The sequence below is a fragment of the Faecalicatena contorta genome (genome assembly GCF_021531895.1).
Lineage (GTDB): Bacteria > Bacillota > Clostridia > Lachnospirales > Lachnospiraceae > JAFBIX01.
Map to the genome: position 1 here is coordinate 12,541 of NZ_JAFBIX010000019.1, position 25,378 is coordinate 37,918.

Genomic DNA, 25,378 nt, shown 5'->3' on the forward strand with positions numbered 1-25,378 from the left:
ACTTATTATTTATCTTGATTACATTTCGAGCTGTCACACGCTCCTGCCGGATTCAAATTCTTACTCTCTCGCACCAATTCATCCAGCATCATCTGATTCACCGTTTCGTTAATACTATCGTTGATTTTCTGCCATACGTATTTGGTAACACACCCATCGGACGCCATACACCCTTCTTCTGAATAAAACGCTGCACATTTGACAGGCTCAAGGCTGCCTTCAAGCGCCCGCAGAATATCTCCTACAGAAATCTCTGCCGCATTTTTCGCAAGTATATATCCACCAGTTGCACCCCGGATACTTTTTACCAACCCGGCTTTTCTAAGCAATGCCACTAATTGCTCCAAATATCTCTCGGAAATATTCTGCCTTGCCGCGATGCTGTTAATGGATACCGGCTCTACTTCACTATATCTGGCAAGATCTATCATTGCCCGCAGACCATACCTACCCTTGGTCGAAAGTTTCATTTTCTTCTCACCTTCTTCTAATCCCTAGTATTTTGCTAGGATTTTCATTTGTAGAATACCACCACGTACTTGTTCTGTCAAGGCATTCTTTAGAATATATTATAACAATATCTTTCCGGAGGTCTGATATGACACACAAACAAGCAATCATGAAAGGAACTTTCATCTTAACACTGACAGGATTCGCCACCCGATTCATGGGATTTTTTTACCGCATTTTTCTAAGTCATACTTTTGGCGAAGAAGGCGTCGGACTTTACCAACTGGTTTTTCCTATTTATACACTCTGCTTTTCACTTACTTCTGCCGGTATAGAATTAGCTTTGTCCCGCTGCGTTGCAACACGCATTGCACAAGGCCAGCCCAAAGAAGCGAGAAAGTTGCTGTACACCAGCCTCTTCCTCACCGTCGCAGCTTCTTGCATTACAACATTGTTACTGCAGCAAAATGCAGTTTCAATCTCACAGACATTTTTACAAGAACCTCGATGCACAGACTTGTTAATCATTCTTTCCTATGTATTTCCATTTTCATCTATCCATAGTTGTATCTGCGGATATTATTTTGGTCTAAAACAGACGAAAATTCCAGCTGTTTCACAACTTATTGAACAGACTGCAAGAATCGCAAGCGTCTATTTTATTTATCTGTACGGGGAAAGAAACGGCATTCATTTTGGTGTATCGCTTGCAGTTGCAGGTCTTATTGCTGGGGAGATTACTTCTTCCCTCTTTTGTCTTCACTCAATTTACGGAAATAAAGAATTTTCAAAACTTTCATTATTCTCTCTACAAAAATATTTCAAATATGGACGTGAACTAATCACATTATCATTACCACTGACCGGCAATCGCGTACTTCTAAATATTCTCCAAAGCATCGAAGCTGTATCTATCCCTGTCAAACTACAAACATACGGAATGTCACTGAAAGAATCTTTAAGCGCCTATGGAGTTTTGACCGGAATGGCACTGCCTTGTATCCTGTTTCCTTCTGCAATCACGAACTCCATTTCCACCATGCTTCTTCCCACTGTTGCAGAGATTCAGGCATTAAACAATCGTAAGGAACTGACGAATCTTATCAAAAAAGTATCCTATTCTTGTATTTTCCTTGGTAGTATCTGCTGCGTTGCTTTACTAGCTTTCGGAAAATGGATCGGTATTATTTTATTCCATAGTTCTATGGCTGGAGATTTCATTATTACCCTCGCTTGGATATGCCCTTTTCTATATACAAATAACACTTTTATCAGCATTATTAATGGAATCGGAAAGACAACTTTGTCTTTTGCAATCAATTCCGTAAGCCTTAGTATCCGTATCTTCTGTGTATTTTTCTTAATTCCTGTTCTCGGTATACAAGGTTATCTGTGGGGACTCCTTGCCAGCCAGCTAAGTACTTTTTTCTTCTGTCTGCTCTATCTCAGCCACTTTTTACATAAGTCACAGACTTAGTCTGTCGTACTGCATTCGGATACGGTTGTGTTTATAGGGTCCGTAAAAACAATTGCATGAGCATTGGATTCACATAACTTTCCAGTAAAATTCCTACTGCGACAAAAAGTATCATACAGATTGTCTTGGATGCATTCCATTTGGAAGCCGGATAAGAGAAAAAATACCACAAAAGAATCATATATCCTGCAATATAAAAGAAAAAATGTGGTGTCAGCGCTACAAGACATAATACCATCCCTTTTAATCCCATTTTCAGAACAGCAGCTGCCATGATCAGACCACCTGCAAAACTTGTCCATAACAAAAATATTATTGTAAGGATCTTCCGTAATCTTCCATATCCAATAGCTACCATCAAAATAAGAGGTGTACATCTTACTCTTATGATATACCAAAGATATTCTGTAACTTCAATTTCATCCGTATTATATTGATTCAGAAAAAAATCATTTAGTATGCCCATACTTGTAATATATTCTTTTGGTACCAGATTCGCACACATAATTCCAATAAAAAAACCCAGCATACAAAGCAAGACCAAATACCTTTTGCTCTCTCGCATCTTTACAAACGTCCCTCCCTTTGCCAAGATACTTCATTATATGCCAGGCAAAAAATTATATTCTTATATACTTTGATTCATAAGCAAGAATTGCTGCAATTGTCTTAGAATCTTCAATCTTTCCTGTAAAAATCATCTCTTTTAACTCATCTAGAGTATATGCCTTCACATCAACATATTCATCTTCATCCAAATGCTGATGCGATGGTATCAAATCTTTTGCAACATAGATTTCAATCTTCTCATCACAAAATGCTACCGTTGTCCGTAATGTGAGCAGCCATTCAAGATGTTCAGACTTATATCCCGTCTCTTCTTCCAATTCCCTTTTTGAACACTCTATCCCAGGCTCATTCGGAGCATCTAACTTCCCCGCCGGGATCTCTAAAGTATGTCTTTCCAAAGCATTTCTATACTGTGTTACCATTAAGATTCTTCCGTCAGGAAGGACAGGGACAACTGCAGCCGCTCCATCATGATGAATAAAATCCCAATCTGCCGAATTACCATTTGCAAACTCCATATGATCTTTATATATCTCCAGGATTGCTCCCTGATATACTAATTCACGCCCCGTACGTCTAACTTCTTCGCTCATTCTTGCTGCCACCTTTCTTTTATCAATAAAAATCTGTTTTCTGAGATAGAAAAAGGATCAGCCGAAACTGATCCTCTTTACATTTATCTTCTACTTGGCATAGTCAGTAACACGTGACTCACGAATTACATTGACCTTAATCTGTCCAGGATATTCCAATTCATACTCAATCTGTTTAGCAATATCTCTAGCCATCAATACCATGTCTGCGTCAGATACTTGTTCTGGAACTACCATAACACGAATCTCTCTACCTGCTTGAATCGCAAAAGATTTATCAACACCCTTGAACTGGTTGGTGATATCTTCTAATTGTTTTAACCTGTTTGTATATGTTTCTAATGTTTCTCTTCTCGCACCTGGTCTTGCAGCAGATATCGTATCGGCTGCCTGTACCACGCATGCAATCAAAGTTTCCGGCTCTACATCCCCATGATGTGCTTCTACTGCATTAATAACAGTCGCAGACTCTTTGTATTTTCTACAAAGATCTACACCAATCTGAATATGTGATCCCTCCACATCATGATCTATAGATTTTCCGATATCGTGTAAAAGTCCGGCACGTTTAGCAATTCTGACATCTAAACCGATCTCACCTGCCAAAAGTCCGGCAAGCTGTGCCACTTCTACAGAATGTTTTAAAGCATTCTGTCCATAGCTTGTTCTGAATTTCATACGTCCCAAAAGTCTGATCAACTCTGGATGAATTCCATGAACACCTACTTCTAACGCAGCTGCTTCACCTTCTTCACGTATCATAGCATCCACTTCTTTTTGCGCTTTTTCTACCATCTCTTCAATTCTGGCCGGATGAATACGTCCGTCAACAATCAGTTTCTCAAGCGCAATTCTTGCGACTTCTCGTCTTATTGGATCAAAGCCTGACAACACAACCGCTTCCGGAGTATCATCAATAATCAATTCTACACCCGTCATCGTCTCTAAAGTTCGAATATTACGGCCTTCACGTCCAATAATTCTTCCTTTCATTTCGTCACTCGGAAGCTGTACAACCGAAATTGTAGTCTCCGCAACATGATCTGCTGCACATCTCTGAATAGCAGTAACAACATATTCCTTTGCCTTTTTATCTGCTTCTTCCTTAGCCTGCGCTTCAAGTTCCTTGACCATCTTTGCAGTATCATGCTTTACATCTTCTTTAACAGTTTTTAACAAATATTCTTTTGCTTGTTCGGAGGTAAGTCCTGAGATTCTTTCTAGTTCCTGTACTCTTTGCCTGCTCAGCTCTTCCACTTTCGCTTCGCGCTGTCTCAGCTGTTCTTCTTTTGCTGTAAATCCTGCTTCTCGCTTTTCAATCGCATCCGCTTTTTTGTCTAAAGCCTCTTCTTTGGAAAGGACACGCTTTTCATAACGTTGTAACTCTGCTCTGCGTTCCTTAGTCTCCTTCTCAAGTTCATTCTTGTTCCTAATAGACTCTTCTTTAATTTCCAAAAGAGACTCCTTCTTTTTTGCCTCTGCGGTTTTCACTGCATCATCAATAATTTCTCTTGCTTTGCTTTCCGCATTTCCAATCTTCGATTCTGCATTTTTCTTCAGATTAGAAACAGTCAGAAAATGACTGATGACTGCTGTTGCAATAATCAATGCAATTACTACAGCAATTAATATTCCCATCGGCACAGGAGCACCTCCTTATTTAATTTTCATTGTACAAATACAACACTTAAATTTTATACTGTTTTCACAAAGATGTCAAGCATTCCACTCAGAAACTTGTATCACTTGCCGTATGTCGTCATATCGAAAGCCTTTTCTGACCAAATACCCCATCATTTTCTGCATTTCTTTATAATCTGTTGACTTGGGATCAAACTTTTTCTTCCTGACAATTGCTTCAATCGCTGCTATAGAATCATCATCTGCATAACACTCCTCCAAAGCTGTTTCGATCAAATCTTTGGGGAGTCCTTTCTGACAAAGTGCAGCATATATTTCTTTTTTGCTCTTCTTTTCTTTACGATTTTCGATAAAACTCCTGGTGTATTCTGCATCATTAATATACCCGAATGATTTTACATATGCTATTGCTTCTTCTACAATATCCGATGGATAATCGTTCCGTAATAATTTCGTCCGAAGTTGCGACTCCGTTCTTCCCATATCATTTAATAGATGCATCGCTCTTAATTTTGCACGTTTTAGAATAATCTCCTTACGTATGCTTTGATAAGTCTTTTCTTCCAATTCACTATCTTCTGCAATATGATAGCGAGACAGTTCGCCTTTGTATAACACAAAAGCGAACTGTCCATCTACATACACTTTATATCTTGTCTTTGTAACCGGCTCAATCTTTGTAACAGTCATCTCTATTCTTCCTCTTTGGCCTTCTTTGTTCCGGTCTTTTTACTCTCTGCTGATGTCTCCGGTGTCTCCGAAGTCTCTCCTCCGATATTATAGTGAGCACGAATCTTAGCTTCTAACTCATCCATAATCTCCGGGTGTTCACTGAGATAGATCTTAGCATTTTCCCTGCCCTGGCCAATCTTATCCCCATTATACGCAAACCATGCTCCACTCTTACTTACAAGATTAATGCCGACTGCAAGGTCAAGGATATCCCCTTCTTTTGAAATTCCTTTGCCGAACATAATATCAAACTCTGCCTCTTTGAATGGCGGTGCTATCTTATTCTTTACCACCTTCACTCTCGTTCTGTTTCCGACCATCTCACCACTCTGCTTCAACGTCTCTATTCTTCTTACATCCATACGGATAGAAGCATAGAACTTCAATGCACGTCCTCCAGTAGTCGTCTCTGGATTTCCGAACATAACACCTACTTTTTCACGCAACTGGTTGATAAAAATAACAACGCAATTTGATTTACTGATTACCGGAGTCAGCTTACGCAACGCCTGTGACATTAACCTTGCCTGAAGTCCTACATGGCTGTCGCCCATATCTCCTTCAATCTCCTGACGCGGCACAAGAGCAGCAACCGAGTCAACAACGATTATATCCATGGCACCGGAACGTACCATCGTCTCCGTAATCTCAAGCGCCTGGTCTCCACTGTCCGGCTGAGAAATATATAATTCATCAATATCAACGCCTATATTCTTGGCATAAACAGGATCTAATGCATGTTCTGCATCTATGAATCCGGCAATACCGCCTCTCTTCTGTACTTCTGCAATCATATGTAATGCTACCGTAGTCTTACCACTTGACTCTGGCCCATAGATCTCAATAATACGTCCCTTCGGAACGCCACCAAGTCCAAGTGCAAGATCCAGGCTCAAAGATCCAGTTGGAATCGTCTCCACCGCAACCTGAGCTGCAGGGTCTCCGAGCTTCATAACCGTACCTTTTCCAAAATCTTTCTCTAATTTCGCAATCGCGGCATCTAATGCCCGTTTCTTATCATCACTTGCCATAATATAATCTCCTTCTTATAGGCGAACGGATGTTCGCTTTCTGATTAATATAGTATTATAAATATCCCCAAATGTCAATATGAATTTCATGAAAACACTGGAATTAAATCTTACAGACATGTATTGATCTCATAGAACAAAAGTGCCAGACTCCCTCAGAAAACAATTTAAAAATATCACACTTCTCACAATTCGTCAACAGACAGCTGCACACAGCATAAAAGCTGCCACCGCTGCCTGTCCATACATACATTTATATACTTACCACCACTACTTCGCATGGCTTTAAAATCACTTTATTTTCATCAATTCCCGCCATTTTATCCTGATTAGACAACAAGACCTTTCTAATCTTTTTGTCCAGTTCTACGACCATCTCTTTCTCACCAAAATTTGCAAGAACAACCGCTGTCTTTTCCCCTGCTTTTCTTGCATACGCGAAAATCTGCTCATCTTTCTCGTACATAGGAAGAAAATTTCCATATACAAACACTTCTTTCCACTCAGAATCTTTTCGAAGGCGGATTAGTCTTTTATAATAATTCAAGACAGAATTTGGATCTTTTTCCTGATCCTCAACGTTGATCTCCCGATAATTCTCATTGACTGCAAGCCATGGTTTTCCCATAGTAAATCCCGCATTTTTCTCTGCATTCCATTGCATTGGTGTTCTGGCATTATCACGGCTGAATCGGTAACATGCATCTAATGCCTCTTCTTTTGACAGTCCTGCATCCAAGGCGACCTGATACTGATGATATGTATCAATGTCATCATAATCGTGAATATCTTCTCTTCGGCAGTTTGTCATCCCTATTTCCTGTCCCTGGTAGATAAACGGAATTCCGCGAAGCAAAATGCTTACTGTTCCCAGCATTTTCACTCCCTGTGGATTTCTTGCATGTTCCGGAAGATATCTGCTGGCTCCACGAGGTTCATCATGATTTTCAATAATATTTGCAAGAAAAACTCTGTCTTGACATTCCACCTGTGAAGAGAAAATTGCTGCTTTCCATTTTAGAAAATCAACTTCCCTGGTATCATACCATCCATTTTCACTGCTTGTCAGGATATGTGGCTGGAAATCGAACATCGTCGAGAAATATCCATCTTCCCCAACAAATTCTTCCAATTCTTCCTCTTTCATATTGAACACTTCTCCGACAGTGAAAGCATCATATTTTGCAAACGTCTCTCTCTTTAGTTCCCCAAGAAATTTGCCAATTCCATCAACCTCTTCTACCATCTTTGTCGCACGACACATACCGTCAGATCCATCCGGTTCAAAATCTGGAAATGCAAGATCCTTTTTTATATTTATGATTGCATCAATTCGAAAGCCGCCGATTCCTTTATCCAACCACCAATTGACCATATCGAAAAGTTCTTTTCTCACCTTAGGATTCTCCCAGTTCAAATCTGGCTGTTCTTTGGCAAACATATGCAGATAATATTTGTCTGTTCCTGGAACCTTCTCCCAAGTACTTCCCCCAAAATATGAACGATAATTGCTCGGTGGATTTCCGTCTTTCCCTTTTACAAAATAAAAATATTCTGCATACTCTCCGGCCGGATCATCCAATGCTTTCTGAAACCATTCATGCTTGCTGGAACAATGATTAATAACCAGATCCATAACTATCTGAATTTCTCTTTTTTTTGCCTCTTCCAGAAGAAGATCAAATTCTTCCATCGTTCCAAATTCTTCTGCAATCTTGTAATAATCGGAAATATCATACCCCTGATCAATAAATGGAGACTGATAGATAGGAGAAATCCATATCATATCTATTCCAAGTTCTTTCAGATAATCCAATTTTCCAATAATTCCTCTTAAATCTCCTATACCATCTCCATTGCTGTCCATGAAACTTTTTGGATAAATCTGATATGCTACTTTATCATGCCACCATTTCTTCTGTATCATCACAACCTCCATCTGTACTACATCTCTTTGCAGACATCAATCCACTCTTTATAGTTACTGTATATTTCTAATTCTGGAATCGTCAATTCAATCATACTGTTACTGCTTCCTGCCGCAGGAAATACCGTTTCAAATCTTTGAAGCGCTACATCCAGATAGACTTCTACTCCTTCTTTTACAGCAAACGGACATACCCCGCCTATAGCATGTCCCACAAGAGGTTCTACCTCATCTGACTTTAGCATCTGTGCTTTACATCCAAATTGTCCTCGGTATTTTTTATTATCAATCTTACAATCTCCCGCAGTCACAATCAGAATAATCTTCTCTTTTGTCCGAAAAGACAAAGTTTTGGCAATCCTTTTGGGTTCACATCCCAGTGCCTCAGCCGCTTCTTCTACTGTTGCACTGGAATGATTTTCTTCTCTTACTCTCTCTTCCATTCCGAATTGTCGAAAATACTCTTTTACATTCTCTATTGACATCGTTCTTTCCTCTTTTGCATTTTATTTTTACATCTGTCGTCCATTATAACGCAAAGTATTTTTTCTGTACAGCCAAACTATTCTTTTACATGCTGGCGCACTTTAATATCCAACACATACACCATTTAAACGTTCTTTTCTCAATACTTTCATCTGCTATTACATCATAAGAGGCAATTTCCTCCCCTTCCAGAATATATCTGACAATCCCAAGTGTTTCCCCTTTTACCACAGGCGCTTCCACGGAAGATTCCACTTCTGTTTGAACTTTCACTTGTTCATCATCTCGTAATAAAACCGGAATATCTTCTTTTCCATCTACATGCGCTTCAATCTGTATATTTGATTCAAATGGACTCTGCTTTCTTACTCCATTCGTAACAAAAACATCCGGGATCGACACTTCCTGCCATACATTTCGATACTCATATTCATTCAGCCCATACTCCATAAGCGCTCTGGTATCCTCCCATTTATAACTTTTATGATTTGGCCATCCACATGCTAAAAGTGCTACAATAAAAGTTTTTCCATTTTGCCTGAGTCCTCCCACGTAGCAATATCCTGCATCCGCTGTAAATCCCGTCTTTCCGGTCAGTGCACCTTCCATCATATCTAGAAATGCATTGTGATTCGTACAGGTAAAATTACGTTTTCCATCTACATCAGTAAATTGATAACTCCTTGTCTGTGTAATCTCCAAAAACTCCTCTTTCATCGGTGACTGCATCATACAATATCTCATAATCATAGCCAGATCTCTGGCTGTTGTAGAATGTGTACCTTCCTCATCAGAATCATCCAGTCCATTTGGCGTCACAAAATATGTATGGTTACACCCTAATTCTTTTGCCTTTCGATTCATTCGATCAGCGAAAGACTCCACAGAGCCTGCTATTCCCTCCGCAATCGCTACAGCACTATCGTTATGTGATTCCAACATCAGTGAATATAAGAGATCTTTCAGATAGTATCTTTCCTGACTCTGCACTCCCAAATGAACTTTAGGCTGTTCGGCTGCATAATCTGATATCGTTACCATCTGATTTTTCTCCATCTCTTCCAGTGCCAATATACAAGTCATAATCTTCGTAGTACTTGCCATTGGACGAATCTGATTTTCTTCTTTTCCATACAAAACACGCCCACTGTCAGCATCCATAAGTACTGCTGACTGGGCGTGTAACTGTTTCGGCTCGTCCTTATCTTCTTCTGCTTTTGCTATAAGATTTCCAAACTGTAAAAACAAAAAAAATATCAAAAAACTACACACTAATGATTTCTTTTCCATCCATTACACCATACATTTCCATGTTATTGAAATATATGTGAACAGAAATAAGTCTATGCGCGCGATTATTAAATATCCAGTTTTAACTGAACCTCTTCTTCTGCCTCTTCCTTAAAATTCTCCATCTGTTCTGGATTCAGACTCGGCAAGTCCTCTACCGACTGAACACTGAACCTTCGCAAAAATTCTTCTGTTGTTCCAAATAAAATAGGTCTTCCAGGTGCATCCAATCTTCCACACTCACATACCAGATTATATTCCACCAGTTTATTCACCGCATGGTCTGACTTAACACCCCTGATTTTCTCAATCTCCAACTTTGTCACTGGCTGTTTATAAGCAATGATCGACAACGTTTCCAGCAAAACATCTGTCAAGACATACTTCTTTGGCTGTTTTGCGACACGGATCAGATATTCGTACATCTCTTTTTTTGTACACATCTGAAATGCATCTTCCAATTCGATAATACGTATTCCTCGGTCTTCGGATTCATATTTATCCATCATTCTATGTATGATCTTACGGGTTGTATCCTCATCATGCTCAATCGCAGACGCAATCTTACTCAATTCAACAGAATCCCCCATAACAAAAAGAACAGCCTCTATAATTCCCTCTAATTTATTAATCTCCACTTCTTCCATACTACCTTTCCACTCTTAACTTTCCACTCTGGAAGTAATCATAATCTCGTCAAAAGCTTGTTCCTGCTCAATGGAGATTACTCCTTCTTTCATTAACTGCAGAATTGCCAAAAATGTAACTACAATCTGTGTCTTAGAATTCTGCTTTTCTAGGAGTTGGCGAAATCCAAATTTTCGATGCAGCTTCGCATATTCCGTAACATATTCTAGTTTATCCGGAAGGGTTACCTCTTCCTTTTCAATCTTTCCAAACTTACTGCGGACTGGATCTATTTTATCTATCTGCCTTTTCATTACATCCTGAAAAATATAGTTCAATTGAGCCAATGTAACATCTTTCAATAACAGATCTAAATCTACAGGTTCAACATATTCCATCACTTCTTCAGGAACCGTCGGTTCTTTAAACATCAGCTGTTCACCTTCAACCTGACGGTCCCGCAATTCGTAAGACATATATTTATACATTTTGTATTCTAGCAACTGTTCTACCAGTTCCTGCCGCGGATCCTCTTCTTCGCCTTCTTCGTTCACTTCTTTCGGCAGAAGCATTCGGCATTTTATGTCAAGCAAGGTCGCTGCCATTACAAGGAATTCGCTCATTACATTTAGATCTTCCTTTTCCATGGCCTTAATATAATCCATATACTGATTGGTGATCTCTACGATTGGAATATCGTAGATATCGATTTTATTCTTATCTATCAAATGTAAGAGCAAGTCCAACGGTCCCTCAAAGACTTGCAGCTTTACTGGAATTCCCATAAATCTCCCTCACACTTCGATTTCATTTGTCACAATTGTAATATTATACAGGATTTTCTTCGTTTGTACAAGTATTCCGCTTACAGTTCTGTGTGAGGCTTGCCAAAATTCAAAACAATCATTTCCGCTGGATTCATAATACGAATTGGAATGGAATGAACTCCCAACCCTTTACTGACAACCGTCGTCACATCGTCTTCTTGATAGATTCCTCCAGAATATTTTGGAAATATATGGAAATTAGGTGCAATCACACCACCAATCCCTGGAATACGTACAATTCCTCCATGCAAATGCCCAGACAAAATCAAATCTGCCCCCCATTCTTTATACGTATTTACATAAGATGGGTTATGCGCCAAAAGAATCTGATATCCCTGACCAGCTCTCCCTATTCTATCTTCCAGCACCTGTTTCGAGAGTGGCCTCGTTCCAAAATGTCGATATCCATACAACGGTATTTCCAATCCTGTAATGTGAATTTCTATCCCACACCAGCAGAATCGCACAGATTCATTTTCTAAAAACCGAATTCCCGCCTGTAAAAGCTGACTTTGATACTCTTCATAAGACTGTTCATATTCTTCAGGAAGTTCCTTCAACTTCTGTTCATGATTTCCATTGACATAATATACTTCACATAAATCTGGAAGCCGGGATAAGAATTCAACTGTATGCACATAAGAATTCCCATTTTTTCTCACCAGCATATCTCCACCAATCAGTATCAGATCCGGACGAGCGTTCTGAATTGCTGAAAAAAGCTTCTCATTATCCTTTCCATAACTGTAATTGTGAAGATCACTAAGAAATACAATTCTTTTTTCTTCAGAAAGTCCTTCAAGTTTAGGGTTCTCAATCGTGTATTCCGTAACTCGAAATGTATAAAGTTCACGGATATTTTCAACCAAGGCCAACAAAATAATCAGCCCAAAAATCATCACTAATATCTTCAATTATTTCTCTCCTTTTTTATCTTGGATAATTATATAATTAATCCAATGATTTTGCAATTGCATAGGGGAATTTAGATGAGTTAGTTGGTGATTGGAAGGTGTACGGCGAGAGGATGGATTGGATGGTTGCCATTGCGGAGTCCTTCGCTAAGAATCCATAACAGGAAAAGAAGCAGATATTTTGTGACCAGACTGATTCACCCCGAAATCTTGATGATTTCGAGGCTCAGCAGCCTTCTCAGATCTGGCTTGAAGCCAGATCTTCGCACAAAATATCTGCTTCTTTTACAGTAACGGATTCTAGCGCTTGTCCAACGAACGGCAACCATCCAATCCATCTTCTCGCCTGACATCCCCCAAATCCGCAACTTCCTCATCCGGGAGAATTCCTGCGCGTCATGCAGAGCGAACGATCATAGTAAAGATATTGTCAAAAAACTGGCAGAATAACTAACTGAATCTTCCATTGAAATAATGATGAATAGTATAAAAACATCGCTCCCCATTGCGCTTCACGCTAGGAATTCCCCCAGATGAGTTCATTCCGTGATTGAGAATGTCAGGCGCAAGGGAGTTGGATCGGTTGGTCTGTATCCGTTTATCCAAGCACTAGAATCCGTTACAGAAAAAAGAACTGCAATTCCGTGTGAGAATTTGGTTACAGACCAAATTCGAAAGGACTGCTGAATCGAGAAATTATCCAAATTTCTCGGTGAATCAGTCCGGTCACGAAATTGCAGTTCTTTTTTCTGTTATGGATTCTCAGCGAAGGATACCAGATACAGACCAACCGATCCAACTCCCTTGCGCCGTGCACTCCTCAATCACAAAATTTACTCATCTAAATTCCCATCTAAAGCAACAACTCTTTTGCAACCCCTTCCAACGCACTCTTATAAGTAATTTCTTCTACCGTTTCCATCGCCAGAATATCTCTTTCTCCAATTTGATCTCCGTTCAAATAATATTGAATTTCTCCCAATTTATCACCTTTTTTCACAGGTGCTTTTATCTTCGAGTCAATGACTATCTTCCTTTCTATGGAATTTAAGTCAGAACCAGTCGTATCTATATAGGAAAAGGCGCCTTTCTGTTCTATTTTTACCTCTTTTTTCACACCTCGTTGTACAGATACAGGGGCTAATTTTTCCATATGCTCCTCTTTATATTTATTACATTTTCCAAATCCATAATTGAAAAGTGTAATTGCATCCTTTACGCGCGTTTTACTATCATCTGCCGCCATGATCACCGCAATCAAATCAATCTCATTCTTCTGCGCAGTTGCAGATACACAGAATTTTGCCTGACTAGTCGAACCGGTTTTTAAACCTGTCGCATATTCATATTGTCGAATTAGTTTATTGGTATTAGTCAATCCAAACTCAGAAGTACCTTTCTTTGTTGTGTGTGTGATATTTTCCATCCAGATTTTGCAATAATCGTATATTTGAGGATATGTAGTAATCAACTCTTTTGACATTAACGCAATGTCTCGCGCAGTCGTCAGATGTCCTTCTGCGTCTAGTCCATTACAATTTACAAAATGTGTATTTTTCATTTCCAGTTTTTCTGCCCTCTTATTCATTTGCTCTACAAATGCCTCTTCACTGCCACAGATATACTCCGCCATTGTTACGCAGGCATCATTAGCACTTGCAACAGATATACATTTTATCAATGTATCAACCGTTTGCACTTCGCCAGGCTCCAGGAACACCTGTGAACCTCCCATAGATGCCGCATATTCTGAAGTTGTCACTTCATCTTCTAAACTAATCTTTCCTTCCTCTAGTGCATCAAAGATCAAGAGTAAAGTCATCACCTTTGTAACGCTGGTTGGTGGTCTCTGTGTATCAGCATCCTTTTCATAAATGACCTGTCCTGTCGAAGCCTCCATCAAGATTGCCGAGGGTGCACTAACTATAATTGATTCCTCCTTCGGACTTTCTGTTGTTTCCTGCGTATTTGTTGTTTCTTGCACATCCGTGTACAAAATTGGCCCTCTTATCTCCATAGCATATACAGGATGTACACATAATGCGACGCTTAGGATTACTGCCAGAACAAATTTCATACAACAACTCCTTCTGGATATTCGTCTATTACTACCATTCTAATAACAGCCTAAACAAATTATTCCAAATACATGCATACGATTTTACTATTGTTTTCTTCTTATAAAACTCCTATAATAGATTTCGAAAAAAGTTTATAGGAGGAACATTATGAAATTTATATATCCCGCAGTATTCCATAAGACAGAAGATGGAAAATACAAAGGGTACTTTCCAGATTTAGAATGTTGCTACGGAGAAGGTGAAACCTTGGATGATGCCATTGACAGTGCAAATGAAGCCGCCCGCGATTGGATTACATTAGAATTATCCGAAGAAGAACCTTTAATGCCCTATGTCTCAGATATTAGCGATATCGAACTTAAAGAAGGCGATATTGTAAGAAATATATCCGTAAACGTCCGTTTTTATGAAGGCTGGGACGAATAGAACATTTTCTGTCATTCACTAAAATTCGAAAAAAGAAGAGCAGGTGGCAATATCGCCATCCTGCCCATATAGACTCCACATTTTGTGGAGAAAGAAAGCGGAATTCATATCATATGTATTTCCGCTTATTAAATTGGACAGATTGTCCAATTGAACCCTTATCATAACCTCTACAAATCTCTGTAACATTTTGTATATATAGATTATCATAAACTGTCATAAATCTCAAATAATTTGTCTGATTTTTTATCAAAATATCATATTTTTTATCGACAATTTTTTACAATTTATTCATCTAGGTACACCACATTTTTCATTTAGGTACACCACAAAATGAAATTTGGGACGTAGACTTTTGTAAAAAGTCTACGTCCCAATTTCATTCATTTTTCTTATTTACCAGCCATCTGTTTTTCCTGCTGTTCGATCATTTTTTTAACCATATAACCACCAACAGAACCATTCTGTCTAGATGTCAGGTCTCCGTTGTAACCGTCTGTTAACGGTACGCCTAATTCGTTTGCAACCTCGTATTTAAACTTGTCTAATGCGCCTTTTGCTTCAGGCACGGCTGCTCTGTTTGATGAACTTGTCATTGTTATACTCCTCCTTTTGGTAACTTTGTAACTTTTGGTTTTGTTACAATCATAGTATATGGAGGATTTAGATTATTACACTAGTATTTCCTTCATAATTTGGAAGATTTTTCAACCAATCACACGCAGACTCTGTAAGGGTATCAGCGGCTTCATTTGCCATCTGTAATATCCGGGCATCCTGATATATATCGCCAAGTCTAAAATCCATCAGTCCACTCTGTCTAATTCCAAAGAGATCACCAGGTCCACGAAGTCTAAGATCTTCACTTGCTATCTTAAACCCGTCATTTGACTTATTTAATATATCCAGCCTTTCTTTGGTTTCTTTTGATTTTGAACCAGTCATAAAGATACAATAAGACTGGTATTTCCCTCTCCCTACTCTGCCGCGAAGCTGATGAAGTTGTGCCAATCCAAAACGTTCTGAGTTCTCGATCATCATAACCGTTGCATTTGGTACATCAATTCCCACTTCAATAACCGTTGTTGATACCAGAATCTGGATCTCATTCTTTCCGAATCGCTCCATAATGTCATCTTTTTCTGTCTGTTTCATCTTCCCATGAAGATAAGATACATTGATTTCTTCTCCCATTTCTTCTTGTAGTGCAGAAGCATAATCAATTACATTTTCAACTTCCAGATGTTCACTTTCCTCCACCATTGGACAAATAATGTAACATTGGCGCCCTTCGGCCACTTGTTTTCTCATAAATGAATAGGCTGTTTTCCTGTAACTGGTATCTACCACACAATTTTTTATTGGGAGTCGGTTTGCCGGCAATTCGTCGATCACAGAAATATCCAGATCACCATACAAGATAATTGCCAATGTTCTTGGTATTGGAGTCGCACTCATGACCAACACATGTGGCACTCTTCCTTTTTTGGCAAATGTCTCCCGCTGTTTCACACCAAAACGGTGCTGCTCATCTGTAACTACCAGCGCAAGGCAATCATAATTAACCCGATCTTGAATCAGCGCATGTGTGCCGATGATAATCTTCGCATATCCACACTCGATCCTATCATAAGCTCTGCGCTTCTCCTTTGCCGTCATAGATCCCGTCAGCAATTCTACTTTTATCCGAATGTCGTATTCTTCAAATAACCTCGTAATCGATTCATAATGCTGCCTCGCCAACACTTCCGTAGGCGCCATCATTGCACCCTGATATCCATTCCATGCCGTATTCAACAACGCCAGGACTGCAACGATTGTCTTTCCTGAGCCAACATCTCCCTGCACCAAACGAGACATGGTCGTAACGGATGCCATATCAGAAGCAATCTCTTCCCACACTTTTCTCTGCGCATTCGTCAAACGATATGGTAAACGCCGGATAAACTCTTCTACCTCTGGTTTTTTGGAAATCACATATTCATTTTCCAACTTCTCATTCTTATCTTTTAGCTTTCGAAGTGTAAGAATAAATGCCAGGAATTCATCAAAGACCAGCCTCTCTCTTGCATGATAGAACACTTCTTTATCCTCTGGAAAATGAATTCCACGAATTGCGAAATTATATTCCGCCAGTCCATACCTCATTCGTATTTTGTCAGGCAAAAATTCTCGTGTCAGATCCAGACCATCCAAAGCCTGTTTGACTGCTTTTGATACCACATTATTCGACAATCCCGCTGTCAATCCATAGATTGGCTGCAAAGTGTTCAATTTCTCCTTATATTTTTCACTTGGATAAAAGATTTCCGGATGTTCCATTACCAAACCATCTCGTTTACGCACGACTCTTCCCCTTAGAGTAATCACACCACCTTTTGCAAGTGTATTCCGCAAAAAAGGCATACGAAACCAGATAACTTTTATTGTACCAGTCAAGTCTTTCACATACAGTGTAGTAACCTGCATACTTCTACTTCCGGACACTTGTATACGACCATAGACAGTACCAGTTATCGTCTGCGTCCTTCCCTCTTCTACCTCACTGACCGGCACCGCATCTTCATAGACATCATATCCTCTGGGATAGTATCGAATCAAATCCCCGACTGTGCTGACTCCGACTTTTTCAAATAACTTCTGTGTTTTCTCACCAATTCCTTTGATTTCTTTGATACTAGTCTGCTCTATCATATATGCTCCACCCGCAAAACCTTCCATCGAAAATTTTTCCAACTGTATGGCAATAAAAAGGCCAGCTCCGTTCCTAAGGGACAACGCCCTACAGTCACAGAAATCTGGCCCTGCCTATATATTATTTTATCTACCTGATGATTTATTTATTCAACTGCAAGAACATAATAGTATATTGGCTGTCCACCAAAATGTGCATCTACATCCACATCTGGATACAATTCTTCAATCTCTTGAATCAACTGTTCCGCATCTTCTTCCTTGACTTCCTCTCCGTAATAAAGACTGATCAATTCAGACTCCTTATCTACAAGTTGCTCCAACATTGCCTTCGTAGTCTCTTCAATTCCTTTTCCAACTGCAAGAATTCCTTTATCACCAATACCCATAATATCGCCTTCATGAATCTCTTTATCATCAATATGAGTATCTCTAACAGCATAAGTAACCTGACCAGATTTTACACGTTGAATCTCTTCAAGCATTGTCTCTTCGTTCATCTTCGCATCTGCATCTGGCATAAAGTTTATAATAGCAGTAATTCCTTGCGGTACAGTCTTGGTCGGGATTACAATGATTTCTTTATCTTCCACCAATGCTTTTGCCTGATTTGCAGCCAACACAATATTCTTATTATTTGGCAATATAAAGACTGTATCTGCATTCACTTGATCAATAGCATTCAGCATATCTTCCGTACTTGGATTCATTGTCTGTCCGCCTTCAATAATATAATCCGCTCCCAACTCTTTAAATATCTCATTCAATCCTTCTCCGATAGATACTGTAATAAATCCCATCGGTTTTCTTGGCTCTTTCGCTTTTTTCTGTGCTTCTTTTTCAGCCTCTTCGGCGGCCAATTTCTCTGCATCACGAATTAATTTTTCCTGATGTTCCTCGCGCATATTATCAATTTTCATACGCGACAGCTGTCCATATGTCAAAGCTCTTTGAATTGCCAGTCCCGGATCATTTGTATGCACATGAATCTTTACCACATCATCATCAGCGACACATACGATAGAATCACCGATAGAGGACAAATATGCCTTAAATTCATGCTCATCTGTTTCTGTAAATTCCTTCTCTGTCAGAATAATGAACTCAGTACAATAGCCAAACTTGATATCTGCTGTATCCTGTGCATTAATCTTCGTCACAGACATACCAGCGCTTGGGGAAATAGCACTATAGTCAATCTCTTTTCCCAAAAACGCATCATAAGCGCCCTTTATAACTTCTAAAAGACCTTGTCCGCCAGAATCTACAACTCCCGCTTCTTTCAATACAGGTAACATATCCGGTGTCTTGGCAAGCACTTCTTCAGCATGCTCAATGACTGCTGGGATAAAGACCTCAAGATCGTCTGTCTCTTCTGCCATCTGAGCCGCTTTATCTGCAATACCACTTGCAACTGTCAGAATCGTACCTTCTTTTGGTTTCATAACAGCTTTATACGCAGTATCTCTTGCTCTTGAGCAGGCAGCAGCCAATCCAAGAACATCAATCTCCTTTTCCTCACGGATAGATTTGGTAAATCCTCTTAATAACTGTGAAAGGATAACACCTGAGTTACCTCGTGCACCACGAAGGGATCCAGAAGAAATCGCTTTTGCCAGTTCTTTCATATCAGGTTTACTTAATGCAGTCACTTCTTTTGCTGCTGACATAATCGTAAGTGACATATTCGTTCCTGTATCTCCATCCGGTACCGGAAATACATTTAATTCATTGATAAATTCTTTCTTTGCCTCAATATTCTGTGCACCTGCCAAAAACATCTTTGCAAGCATGTCCACACTTATAGTTTTCGTAGCCACTTCTAATGCTCCTCCTTAACTAATCGATGACTCTGACGCCTTCAATGTAGACATTGATCTTATCTACCGGCATTCCCGAAAATTCTTCTACTTTATATTTTACATTACTGATCAAATTCTCAGTAACAGCAGAAATACTTACACCATATGCAACAATAATATGGAAGTTAATGCTGATATGATTATCATCTGAGATACCCACCTGAATTCCTCTGGTCAGACTCTCCTTTTTCAACAGATGAACCAAACCATCTTTTACATTTACTGCAGCCATTCCAACAATACCAAAACATTCCACTGCCACAGTTCCAGCATATTTTGCAATCACTTCAGAATCAATCGTCACAATACCAAGATCTGTACTCATACATCCCTTCATATCTAAAACCTCCAATTCTTCTCTAAACTTATGAAGTCATAATAATAAGTATATTATACTCTTTTTTTTTATATATTACAATACGAAAACGTTGATGCTTCGTATTACATAATTACTTTATTATATCAATTAATGAGCAATAAAAAACTCAGATTCCAAAGCGAAATCTGAGTTTTAACCTTCATTACGCACGCTCAACTCTGCCTGATTTTAAACAAGAAGTACAAACATACATTCTCTTTGTAGCTCCATTTTCTGTTTTAACACGAACAGATTTTACATTTGATTTCCACATCTTTGGTGATTTTCTATGAGAGTGGCTTACATTATTTCCAAAGTGAGCACCCTTTTCACAAATAGCACATTTTGCCATGACTGCACCTCCTAACGCTCATATATAGTCTGTTCTCCAGACTCACAACACTAGTTATTGTAACAGAAGAATATATGAATTGCAAGTATTATTTGCATTTTTCTTTGATTATAGTATCAATACAATGCACAAATCCACGATTCATCCTAGCATCATGCTTTGAAATAAGTATTAACAACAGAACAGGTTATATCCTGCTAATACACACAACAAGATGCATAACACTTCTATAAAAGTATTCGGCAAAATCAATGCCAGAATAATGCCAACTGCTACCCAGAACAAGGCAAAACCTACCACGCGCTTCATTGTCTTCACCTTTGCCTGCATTTTATATAATATATGCAAATTCATGCAAATTCATGACTAATCCTATTTTCCATCAGAATCCTGCTCTGCCTCATCCAGAATATCCATAACATCTTCTTCCGTCATCTTATCTTCTTTGTTCGAAGAAAATTTGTCAATAACGTCCGGTACCATATCCAGTATCTTGGTAATCGTATCCTGATTTTTTACATTGACAAGCTTAGTATGTCCATTCTGAATCACAAGCACTGCACTAGGAGTCATCTTTCCTCCCAATCCTCCGGCTCCTTTTTCTTTCTTATCTCCATTAAATGCTCCGGCTCCAATTGCAAATGATACATCCACCAACGGAAGAATAATGGTATCCCCTATATGAATTGCATCTCCAACAACCGTCTTTGAGGATACTACTCCATCCATTCCTTGAAAGAGCGCCTCAACCGTTCCTTTAAAATTATTATCTGCCATATCTTTCTTCCTCCTAAATGCTTATAATTCAAACTTCTTTATATCTCGATACGTCATTCGCACTTCCCTGCTCCAGATAAGACTCCACAAAAGTTTTATAAAAAAACTGCCTCGCATTTTTCCCGCTACATGCAGATTGCCTTCCAGAATCTGATTTTCAAAATCTGGTTCCACCCTAACATGGTCTTCTACGAAAGGATAGAGCATACTAAATCCTGCAAGCAACTGTCCTGTTCTGTAAGGGTCTTCAAAACCAAAACGAATGTCTGCTTCCAATCGCTTTGGTCTTAGCTTCCTCAAAAGATAAAAAACCTCATCTTTCACCTTGAGGAACGCTTTTTTATGAATCTCATCCGTGAGAAACATGCAGATTTTCTCTTTCTTTTCTAATAATGCTTTTATTTTATCACAGAAACCTTTGATTGTACATTTAATCTTCCGATAGATATCTTTTATCTTTTGAACACCTTTCTGATAGATTCCTGCAATTTTCTGCCATACGCGCTTCCGTTCTTTCCTACTGCCATCATCAGATTCTTCCCTTGTCTCATCAGAACAGGTTTCTGCTTCTTCCACTGCTTTTTGATCTTCTTGAAATTCTTCTGTAATTCCTTCAGATATTTCGGGTTCTTTTTTAATTTCTTCCGAAAGGTCTTGATCGCTTTTGCCGTGGACTTCCAGCCTTTTTTCCTGCTTCTTTTCCGACTCCTCTGAAATTCCTTCTGCATCTTCCTCCAATAATTGTTCCAATTCTTTTTCATAAGATTCCACCTCTTCTTTCACAGATTGTGTTGATTCCTGCTCACTTTGAATATGCTTCCATGCAATCCTGATACACCAGAATAATTGTTTCTCCTCATAAGACGCCGTTATTTTTATCAGATGCAGCAACCAAGTCACTCTGGTTTTCGCTTTGACACCGGAAAGGGTCCCATCACAAGAAGCTTCTACTTTGTATCTGATAGGAACAAAAAGGACAATACAAACCAGTAATACCAGTATCCCCAGTATCACTGCAATTATAATTCCTAGAATTTTCAAGATAAGCAATAGAATATGTAGCATCTTACTCTTCCTGTTCTTTTCTTAATATATAGGAACGAATATCTGCTCCTTTGGTCTCATTATACACTTCCTGAACAATTTCTTCCACAAGTTCCACCGCATCCTCATAATCTTTTGCGATTCCTACTACAAAGAAATCATCGTGAGGAAAATTTGGTTGTAATAATACTGCAGAATGATAGATTTCCAAATGGTTCTGTTTATTGTTTGCCAACGTCACAATATGAATATTCATCTGGAATTTATTGTTTTCCAGTTTTTCAATAATCTTTGACTTCTTTTTTTTCAGCCCTTCTGTCAGATACAAATGCCTATAGTACTGCATATTTCCACTCCTATGAACCCCGAATTAATAATAATATGCGTCAAATACTTGTTTTGCCACATTTACGGCTTTTGCAGAACCATCTGAAGCTTCAATAATTACGCTGATGACCAGTTCTGGATTATCTACATTCGACATTCCGATAAACCATGAATGATCCTTTTCCTTATCGGAACTATATTCTGCTGTTCCAGTCTTACCAGCCGCCGTATAGCTCTGTCCACTCAATACAGATGCTGTTCCATAATCTACCACACTCTTCATATATTGCTTTAATTGCGAAGCTTCTTCTTGCGTCATCAAAGTTTTATATTCTTCCGGAGTATTTTTCGTCACTTCCTGACCAGCATAATTCGTCACACAATCTACCAGATAAGGCTTCATTAATGTTCCTCCATTGGCAATCGCAGCTGTAATCAACGCCATATGATATGGGCTTACCTGCGTCTTTCCTTGTCCCATGGCTGTCATCATCTTATCTGCACTTCCATCACTAGTATTAAGTGAGAATTTACTCTTACTATATGATAACTCTGACGGAAGTTTTGAATCAAATAACAATTCCTTAGTTGTTTCCTGGAATTTGCTTACATCTAATGACAAACCAATATTTGAAAAGGATGTATTACATGAATAAGCCAGACTATCCTGAAAACCGACCTGGCCATGCACATGACCGTTATAACAGTGAATAGAAACTCCATCCTGCTCTATGGTTCCCGTGCAATTATAGCTGTATGTGTCATAATCTGCATGTTCCCGCATATATTCCAATGCCGTAATAACTTTAAAAGTTGATCCCGGCGCATACTGTCCTTGCGTAGCCCGGTTTAACAACACGCTATTTTCATCTGTATTTAAGGCTTCCCAGTTCTGTTCTACTGTATTCGGATCAAAATCCGGTTTGGACACCATAGCCAAAATCTTGCCGGTACTAGGTTCTATTACCACAACCGCTCCTTTATAATCTCCCAGCGCATTGTAAGCCGCCTGTTGAAGATTCAGATCCAAGGTTGTCACAACCGTATCTCCTGTATTCTTCTTATTCTGGAATTCGTTGACCAGTTTTTCCAGGAAAAATGCATGAGATGTCAGAAGCTCATAATTTTCTACCGACTCAAGCCCGGCTTTGCCTTGCACACTATATCCCACAACATGAGCAAACATATTCCCGTAAGGATATTCACGACTCTCCGTCCCATCTTCTGAGACGGATGACTGTGCAAGAACATTTCCATTCTTATCAACAATTTTTCCTCGGACCACACGATCTGCATAAGCGTCTTGTCTTGCATTATAAGGGCTTCTGATAATCTCTTCGCTCTTGACTACCTGGAAATAAACGATATATCCCATCATAACAAGGAACAATGCCACAAAAATATAAGTAACCCTAGCGAACTCTTTGTTCCTTGCGCGCTTTTCCTTTGCCTTGCACTTGTCGTTTCGGTTGGCTTCTCTGCGCTCTTTCCGGGACATCTGCTGCTTTTCTTGCTCTCTTTTTATTCTCTTGTCCGCTTCTCTTTGCTCGTAGCCTTTCCTTTTTCTTTCTTTCAATATCTTCTTCCTCGTCTTCCCTTAATATATATAGTCCTTGAATAATTGCAAACATAATCAGTGTACTAAGGAGCGAACTTCCTCCATAACTTACCAACGGAAGTGTTACACCCGTTGATGGAATAAATTTTGTCACACCACCGATATTCAAGAACACCTGAAAGATATAACATGTTCCAAGTCCCAACGCAACCATCTTATAAAACATATTATGAAGCTGCATTGCGATATTCAAAAACATAATATAGCAGCTGACACAAATCAAGATTGTGCATAACGCAAATATCAATCCCAATTCTTCGGATATTGCAGAAAAGATAAAATCTTCATCTGCTACAGGAATCTGATCCGGCATTCCCTGATACAGTCCCATTCCAAACCATCCACCGGTCCCGATGGCAAATAAAGACTGTGCCACTTGATACCCACCATTATCATAAGAAGCGAATGGATCTTTCCACACGATCACTCGAGTCCTTACATGATTAAACAGATAATATGCTCCTACAGATGCTACACTTCCGGCACCGAGTCCTGCCAATATATAAAGAGGCTGATGTGTAGCAACATAAAGCATCGCAAGATACACTACAAAAATAATAAGTGCTGCTCCAAGATCTTTTGACACCACCAAAATCAATACATGAAAAGCTGCAAGTGCTGTTGTTATCACAATATTTTTAAATTCCAACGATTTCTTAAAACTTGAGGCAACAAAAAAAACAAAAATAATTTTCACTAATTCCGAAGGCTGTATGCTGATACCGCCTATCGTAAATCCCAACTTCGCCCCATAAGATACTTGTCCAGCTACTACAACAAATGCCAGAGATGCAATTCCAGCGATTGCATATAGATTTCTCCATTCGGAAAGTTTTTTGAATTTCCGGATAATGACCGGAACCACGAGACTGATTACAATCGCTCCAGCAGCAATCACATATTGCTTTACCGCCTTTTCGTAATTTAGCCTGGTCAGAATAATCATCCCGATGCACAAAAGCATGCACATATTATTAACGACTAGTCTGGATACCTTGGGATAGATATTCGTGTACAAAAGTATAACTACACCAAATAATACCACCTGCATTAAATAAAATGCCAGTATTTTTATTTCTTCTGTCTTCAGGTACAATACCAGAAATGCAATAATATGTATCATAAACATTAATACATTTTGCTTTCTAAGCAGACTTTTTTTCTTATCCGGATCATAATATCCAAATATGCTGAAACATAAGTATGTATAAGCCGTAATCAGCACGATCATAAGATATTTTGACAATTCAACAATAATATTTACCAAATCTTCA

Annotated in this window: 26 protein-coding genes; 2 read left to right on the forward strand and 24 right to left on the reverse strand. The window is 39.0% G+C overall.

Annotated elements, in window-relative coordinates:
- Positions 1-5: 5 nt before the first annotated feature.
- Positions 6-470 (reverse strand): RrF2 family transcriptional regulator, encoded by a 465-nt coding sequence (locus JQM81_RS08780; RefSeq protein WP_235233136.1) that lies wholly within the window; start codon positions 468-470, stop codon positions 6-8.
- A 128-nt stretch (positions 471-598) separates the two neighbouring features.
- Here JQM81_RS08780 and JQM81_RS08785 point away from each other — a divergent pair, with 128 nt between their 5' ends.
- The gene (locus JQM81_RS08785; RefSeq protein ID WP_235233137.1) at positions 599-1,927 is read left to right on the forward strand and encodes a polysaccharide biosynthesis protein; all 1,329 of its coding nucleotides are present in this window, start codon (positions 599-601) and stop codon (positions 1,925-1,927) included.
- A gap of 31 nt (positions 1,928-1,958) precedes the next feature.
- On the opposite strand, the gene JQM81_RS08790 is transcribed toward JQM81_RS08785, so the two are convergent.
- From JQM81_RS08790 to JQM81_RS08845, 12 genes are all read right to left on the reverse strand, one after another.
- The gene (locus JQM81_RS08790) at positions 1,959-2,492 is read right to left on the reverse strand and encodes a stage II sporulation protein M (RefSeq protein WP_235233138.1); all 534 of its coding nucleotides are present in this window, start codon (positions 2,490-2,492) and stop codon (positions 1,959-1,961) included.
- A gap of 55 nt (positions 2,493-2,547) precedes the next feature.
- Positions 2,548-3,090: an NUDIX domain-containing protein gene (locus JQM81_RS08795; protein WP_235233139.1), complete on the reverse strand. Its 543-nt coding sequence runs from the start codon at positions 3,088-3,090 to the stop codon at positions 2,548-2,550.
- A gap of 90 nt (positions 3,091-3,180) precedes the next feature.
- Positions 3,181-4,734, reverse strand: a complete 1,554-nt coding sequence (gene rny, locus JQM81_RS08800) for a ribonuclease Y (protein ID WP_235233140.1) — start codon at positions 4,732-4,734, stop codon at positions 3,181-3,183.
- 72 nt (positions 4,735-4,806) lie between these two features.
- Positions 4,807-5,421: a regulatory protein RecX gene (locus JQM81_RS08805; protein WP_235233141.1), complete on the reverse strand. Its 615-nt coding sequence runs from the start codon at positions 5,419-5,421 to the stop codon at positions 4,807-4,809.
- Between the two features lie 2 nt (positions 5,422-5,423).
- Positions 5,424-6,494: a recombinase RecA gene (gene recA, locus JQM81_RS08810; RefSeq protein ID WP_235233142.1), complete on the reverse strand. Its 1,071-nt coding sequence runs from the start codon at positions 6,492-6,494 to the stop codon at positions 5,424-5,426.
- Between the two features lie 253 nt (positions 6,495-6,747).
- Positions 6,748-8,418 carry an alpha-glucosidase gene (locus JQM81_RS08815; protein WP_235233188.1) on the reverse strand — a complete coding sequence of 557 codons (1,671 nt, stop codon included), beginning with the start codon at positions 8,416-8,418 and terminating at the stop codon, positions 6,748-6,750.
- 20 nt (positions 8,419-8,438) lie between these two features.
- Positions 8,439-8,906: a YbaK/EbsC family protein gene (locus tag JQM81_RS08820; protein ID WP_235233143.1), complete on the reverse strand. Its 468-nt coding sequence runs from the start codon at positions 8,904-8,906 to the stop codon at positions 8,439-8,441.
- Between the two features lie 85 nt (positions 8,907-8,991).
- Positions 8,992-10,197 (reverse strand): D-alanyl-D-alanine carboxypeptidase family protein, encoded by a 1,206-nt coding sequence (locus JQM81_RS08825; protein ID WP_235233144.1) that lies wholly within the window; start codon positions 10,195-10,197, stop codon positions 8,992-8,994.
- A 68-nt stretch (positions 10,198-10,265) separates the two neighbouring features.
- Positions 10,266-10,844, reverse strand: coding sequence for an SMC-Scp complex subunit ScpB (scpB, locus tag JQM81_RS08830; protein ID WP_235233145.1), 579 nt, complete (start codon positions 10,842-10,844; stop codon positions 10,266-10,268).
- 15 nt (positions 10,845-10,859) lie between these two features.
- Positions 10,860-11,609 (reverse strand): segregation and condensation protein A, encoded by a 750-nt coding sequence (locus tag JQM81_RS08835; protein WP_235233146.1) that lies wholly within the window; start codon positions 11,607-11,609, stop codon positions 10,860-10,862.
- Positions 11,610-11,689: 80 nt separating this feature from the next.
- Positions 11,690-12,550 (reverse strand): metallophosphoesterase, encoded by an 861-nt coding sequence (locus JQM81_RS08840; RefSeq protein WP_235233189.1) that lies wholly within the window; start codon positions 12,548-12,550, stop codon positions 11,690-11,692.
- 868 nt (positions 12,551-13,418) lie between these two features.
- Positions 13,419-14,642: a D-alanyl-D-alanine carboxypeptidase family protein gene (locus JQM81_RS08845; RefSeq protein WP_235233147.1), complete on the reverse strand. Its 1,224-nt coding sequence runs from the start codon at positions 14,640-14,642 to the stop codon at positions 13,419-13,421.
- Positions 14,643-14,793: 151 nt separating this feature from the next.
- On the opposite strand from JQM81_RS08845, the gene JQM81_RS08850 reads away from it, so the two are divergent.
- Positions 14,794-15,072, forward strand: a complete 279-nt coding sequence (locus JQM81_RS08850; protein ID WP_235233148.1) for a type II toxin-antitoxin system HicB family antitoxin — start codon at positions 14,794-14,796, stop codon at positions 15,070-15,072.
- A 392-nt stretch (positions 15,073-15,464) separates the two neighbouring features.
- Here the strand turns inward: JQM81_RS08850 and JQM81_RS08855 are convergent, their stop codons facing one another.
- The 11 genes from JQM81_RS08855 to JQM81_RS08905 form a co-directional block, all read right to left on the reverse strand.
- The gene (locus JQM81_RS08855) at positions 15,465-15,668 is read right to left on the reverse strand and encodes an alpha/beta-type small acid-soluble spore protein (RefSeq protein ID WP_159751513.1); all 204 of its coding nucleotides are present in this window, start codon (positions 15,666-15,668) and stop codon (positions 15,465-15,467) included.
- A gap of 67 nt (positions 15,669-15,735) precedes the next feature.
- On the reverse strand, positions 15,736-17,766 hold the full coding sequence (recG, locus tag JQM81_RS08860) for an ATP-dependent DNA helicase RecG (protein WP_235233149.1): 2,031 nt from the start codon (positions 17,764-17,766) through the stop codon (positions 15,736-15,738).
- Positions 17,767-17,912: 146 nt separating this feature from the next.
- A complete protein-coding gene (locus JQM81_RS08865) occupies positions 17,913-19,586 on the reverse strand; it encodes a DAK2 domain-containing protein (RefSeq protein WP_235233150.1) in 1,674 nt (557 codons plus the stop codon).
- Between the two features lie 19 nt (positions 19,587-19,605).
- Complete coding sequence (locus tag JQM81_RS08870) at positions 19,606-19,965, reverse strand: Asp23/Gls24 family envelope stress response protein (RefSeq protein WP_235233151.1); 360 nt, start codon at positions 19,963-19,965, stop codon at positions 19,606-19,608.
- Positions 19,966-20,149: 184 nt separating this feature from the next.
- A complete protein-coding gene (rpmB, locus tag JQM81_RS08875; RefSeq protein WP_235233152.1) occupies positions 20,150-20,338 on the reverse strand; it encodes a 50S ribosomal protein L28 in 189 nt (62 codons plus the stop codon).
- 171 nt (positions 20,339-20,509) lie between these two features.
- On the reverse strand, positions 20,510-20,647 hold the full coding sequence (locus JQM81_RS08880) for a hypothetical protein (protein WP_235233153.1): 138 nt from the start codon (positions 20,645-20,647) through the stop codon (positions 20,510-20,512).
- Between the two features lie 63 nt (positions 20,648-20,710).
- Positions 20,711-21,115: a GerW family sporulation protein gene (locus JQM81_RS08885; protein WP_235233154.1), complete on the reverse strand. Its 405-nt coding sequence runs from the start codon at positions 21,113-21,115 to the stop codon at positions 20,711-20,713.
- 21 nt (positions 21,116-21,136) lie between these two features.
- Positions 21,137-22,180, reverse strand: a complete 1,044-nt coding sequence (locus JQM81_RS08890) for a DUF2953 domain-containing protein (RefSeq protein ID WP_235233155.1) — start codon at positions 22,178-22,180, stop codon at positions 21,137-21,139.
- A 1-nt stretch (position 22,181) separates the two neighbouring features.
- Positions 22,182-22,505 (reverse strand): hypothetical protein, encoded by a 324-nt coding sequence (locus JQM81_RS08895; RefSeq protein ID WP_235233156.1) that lies wholly within the window; start codon positions 22,503-22,505, stop codon positions 22,182-22,184.
- A gap of 24 nt (positions 22,506-22,529) precedes the next feature.
- Positions 22,530-23,861: a peptidoglycan D,D-transpeptidase FtsI family protein gene (locus JQM81_RS08900; protein ID WP_235233190.1), complete on the reverse strand. Its 1,332-nt coding sequence runs from the start codon at positions 23,859-23,861 to the stop codon at positions 22,530-22,532.
- A 37-nt stretch (positions 23,862-23,898) separates the two neighbouring features.
- Positions 23,899-25,371, reverse strand: a complete 1,473-nt coding sequence (locus JQM81_RS08905; RefSeq protein WP_235233157.1) for an FtsW/RodA/SpoVE family cell cycle protein — start codon at positions 25,369-25,371, stop codon at positions 23,899-23,901.
- Positions 25,372-25,378: the final 7 nt, after the last annotated feature.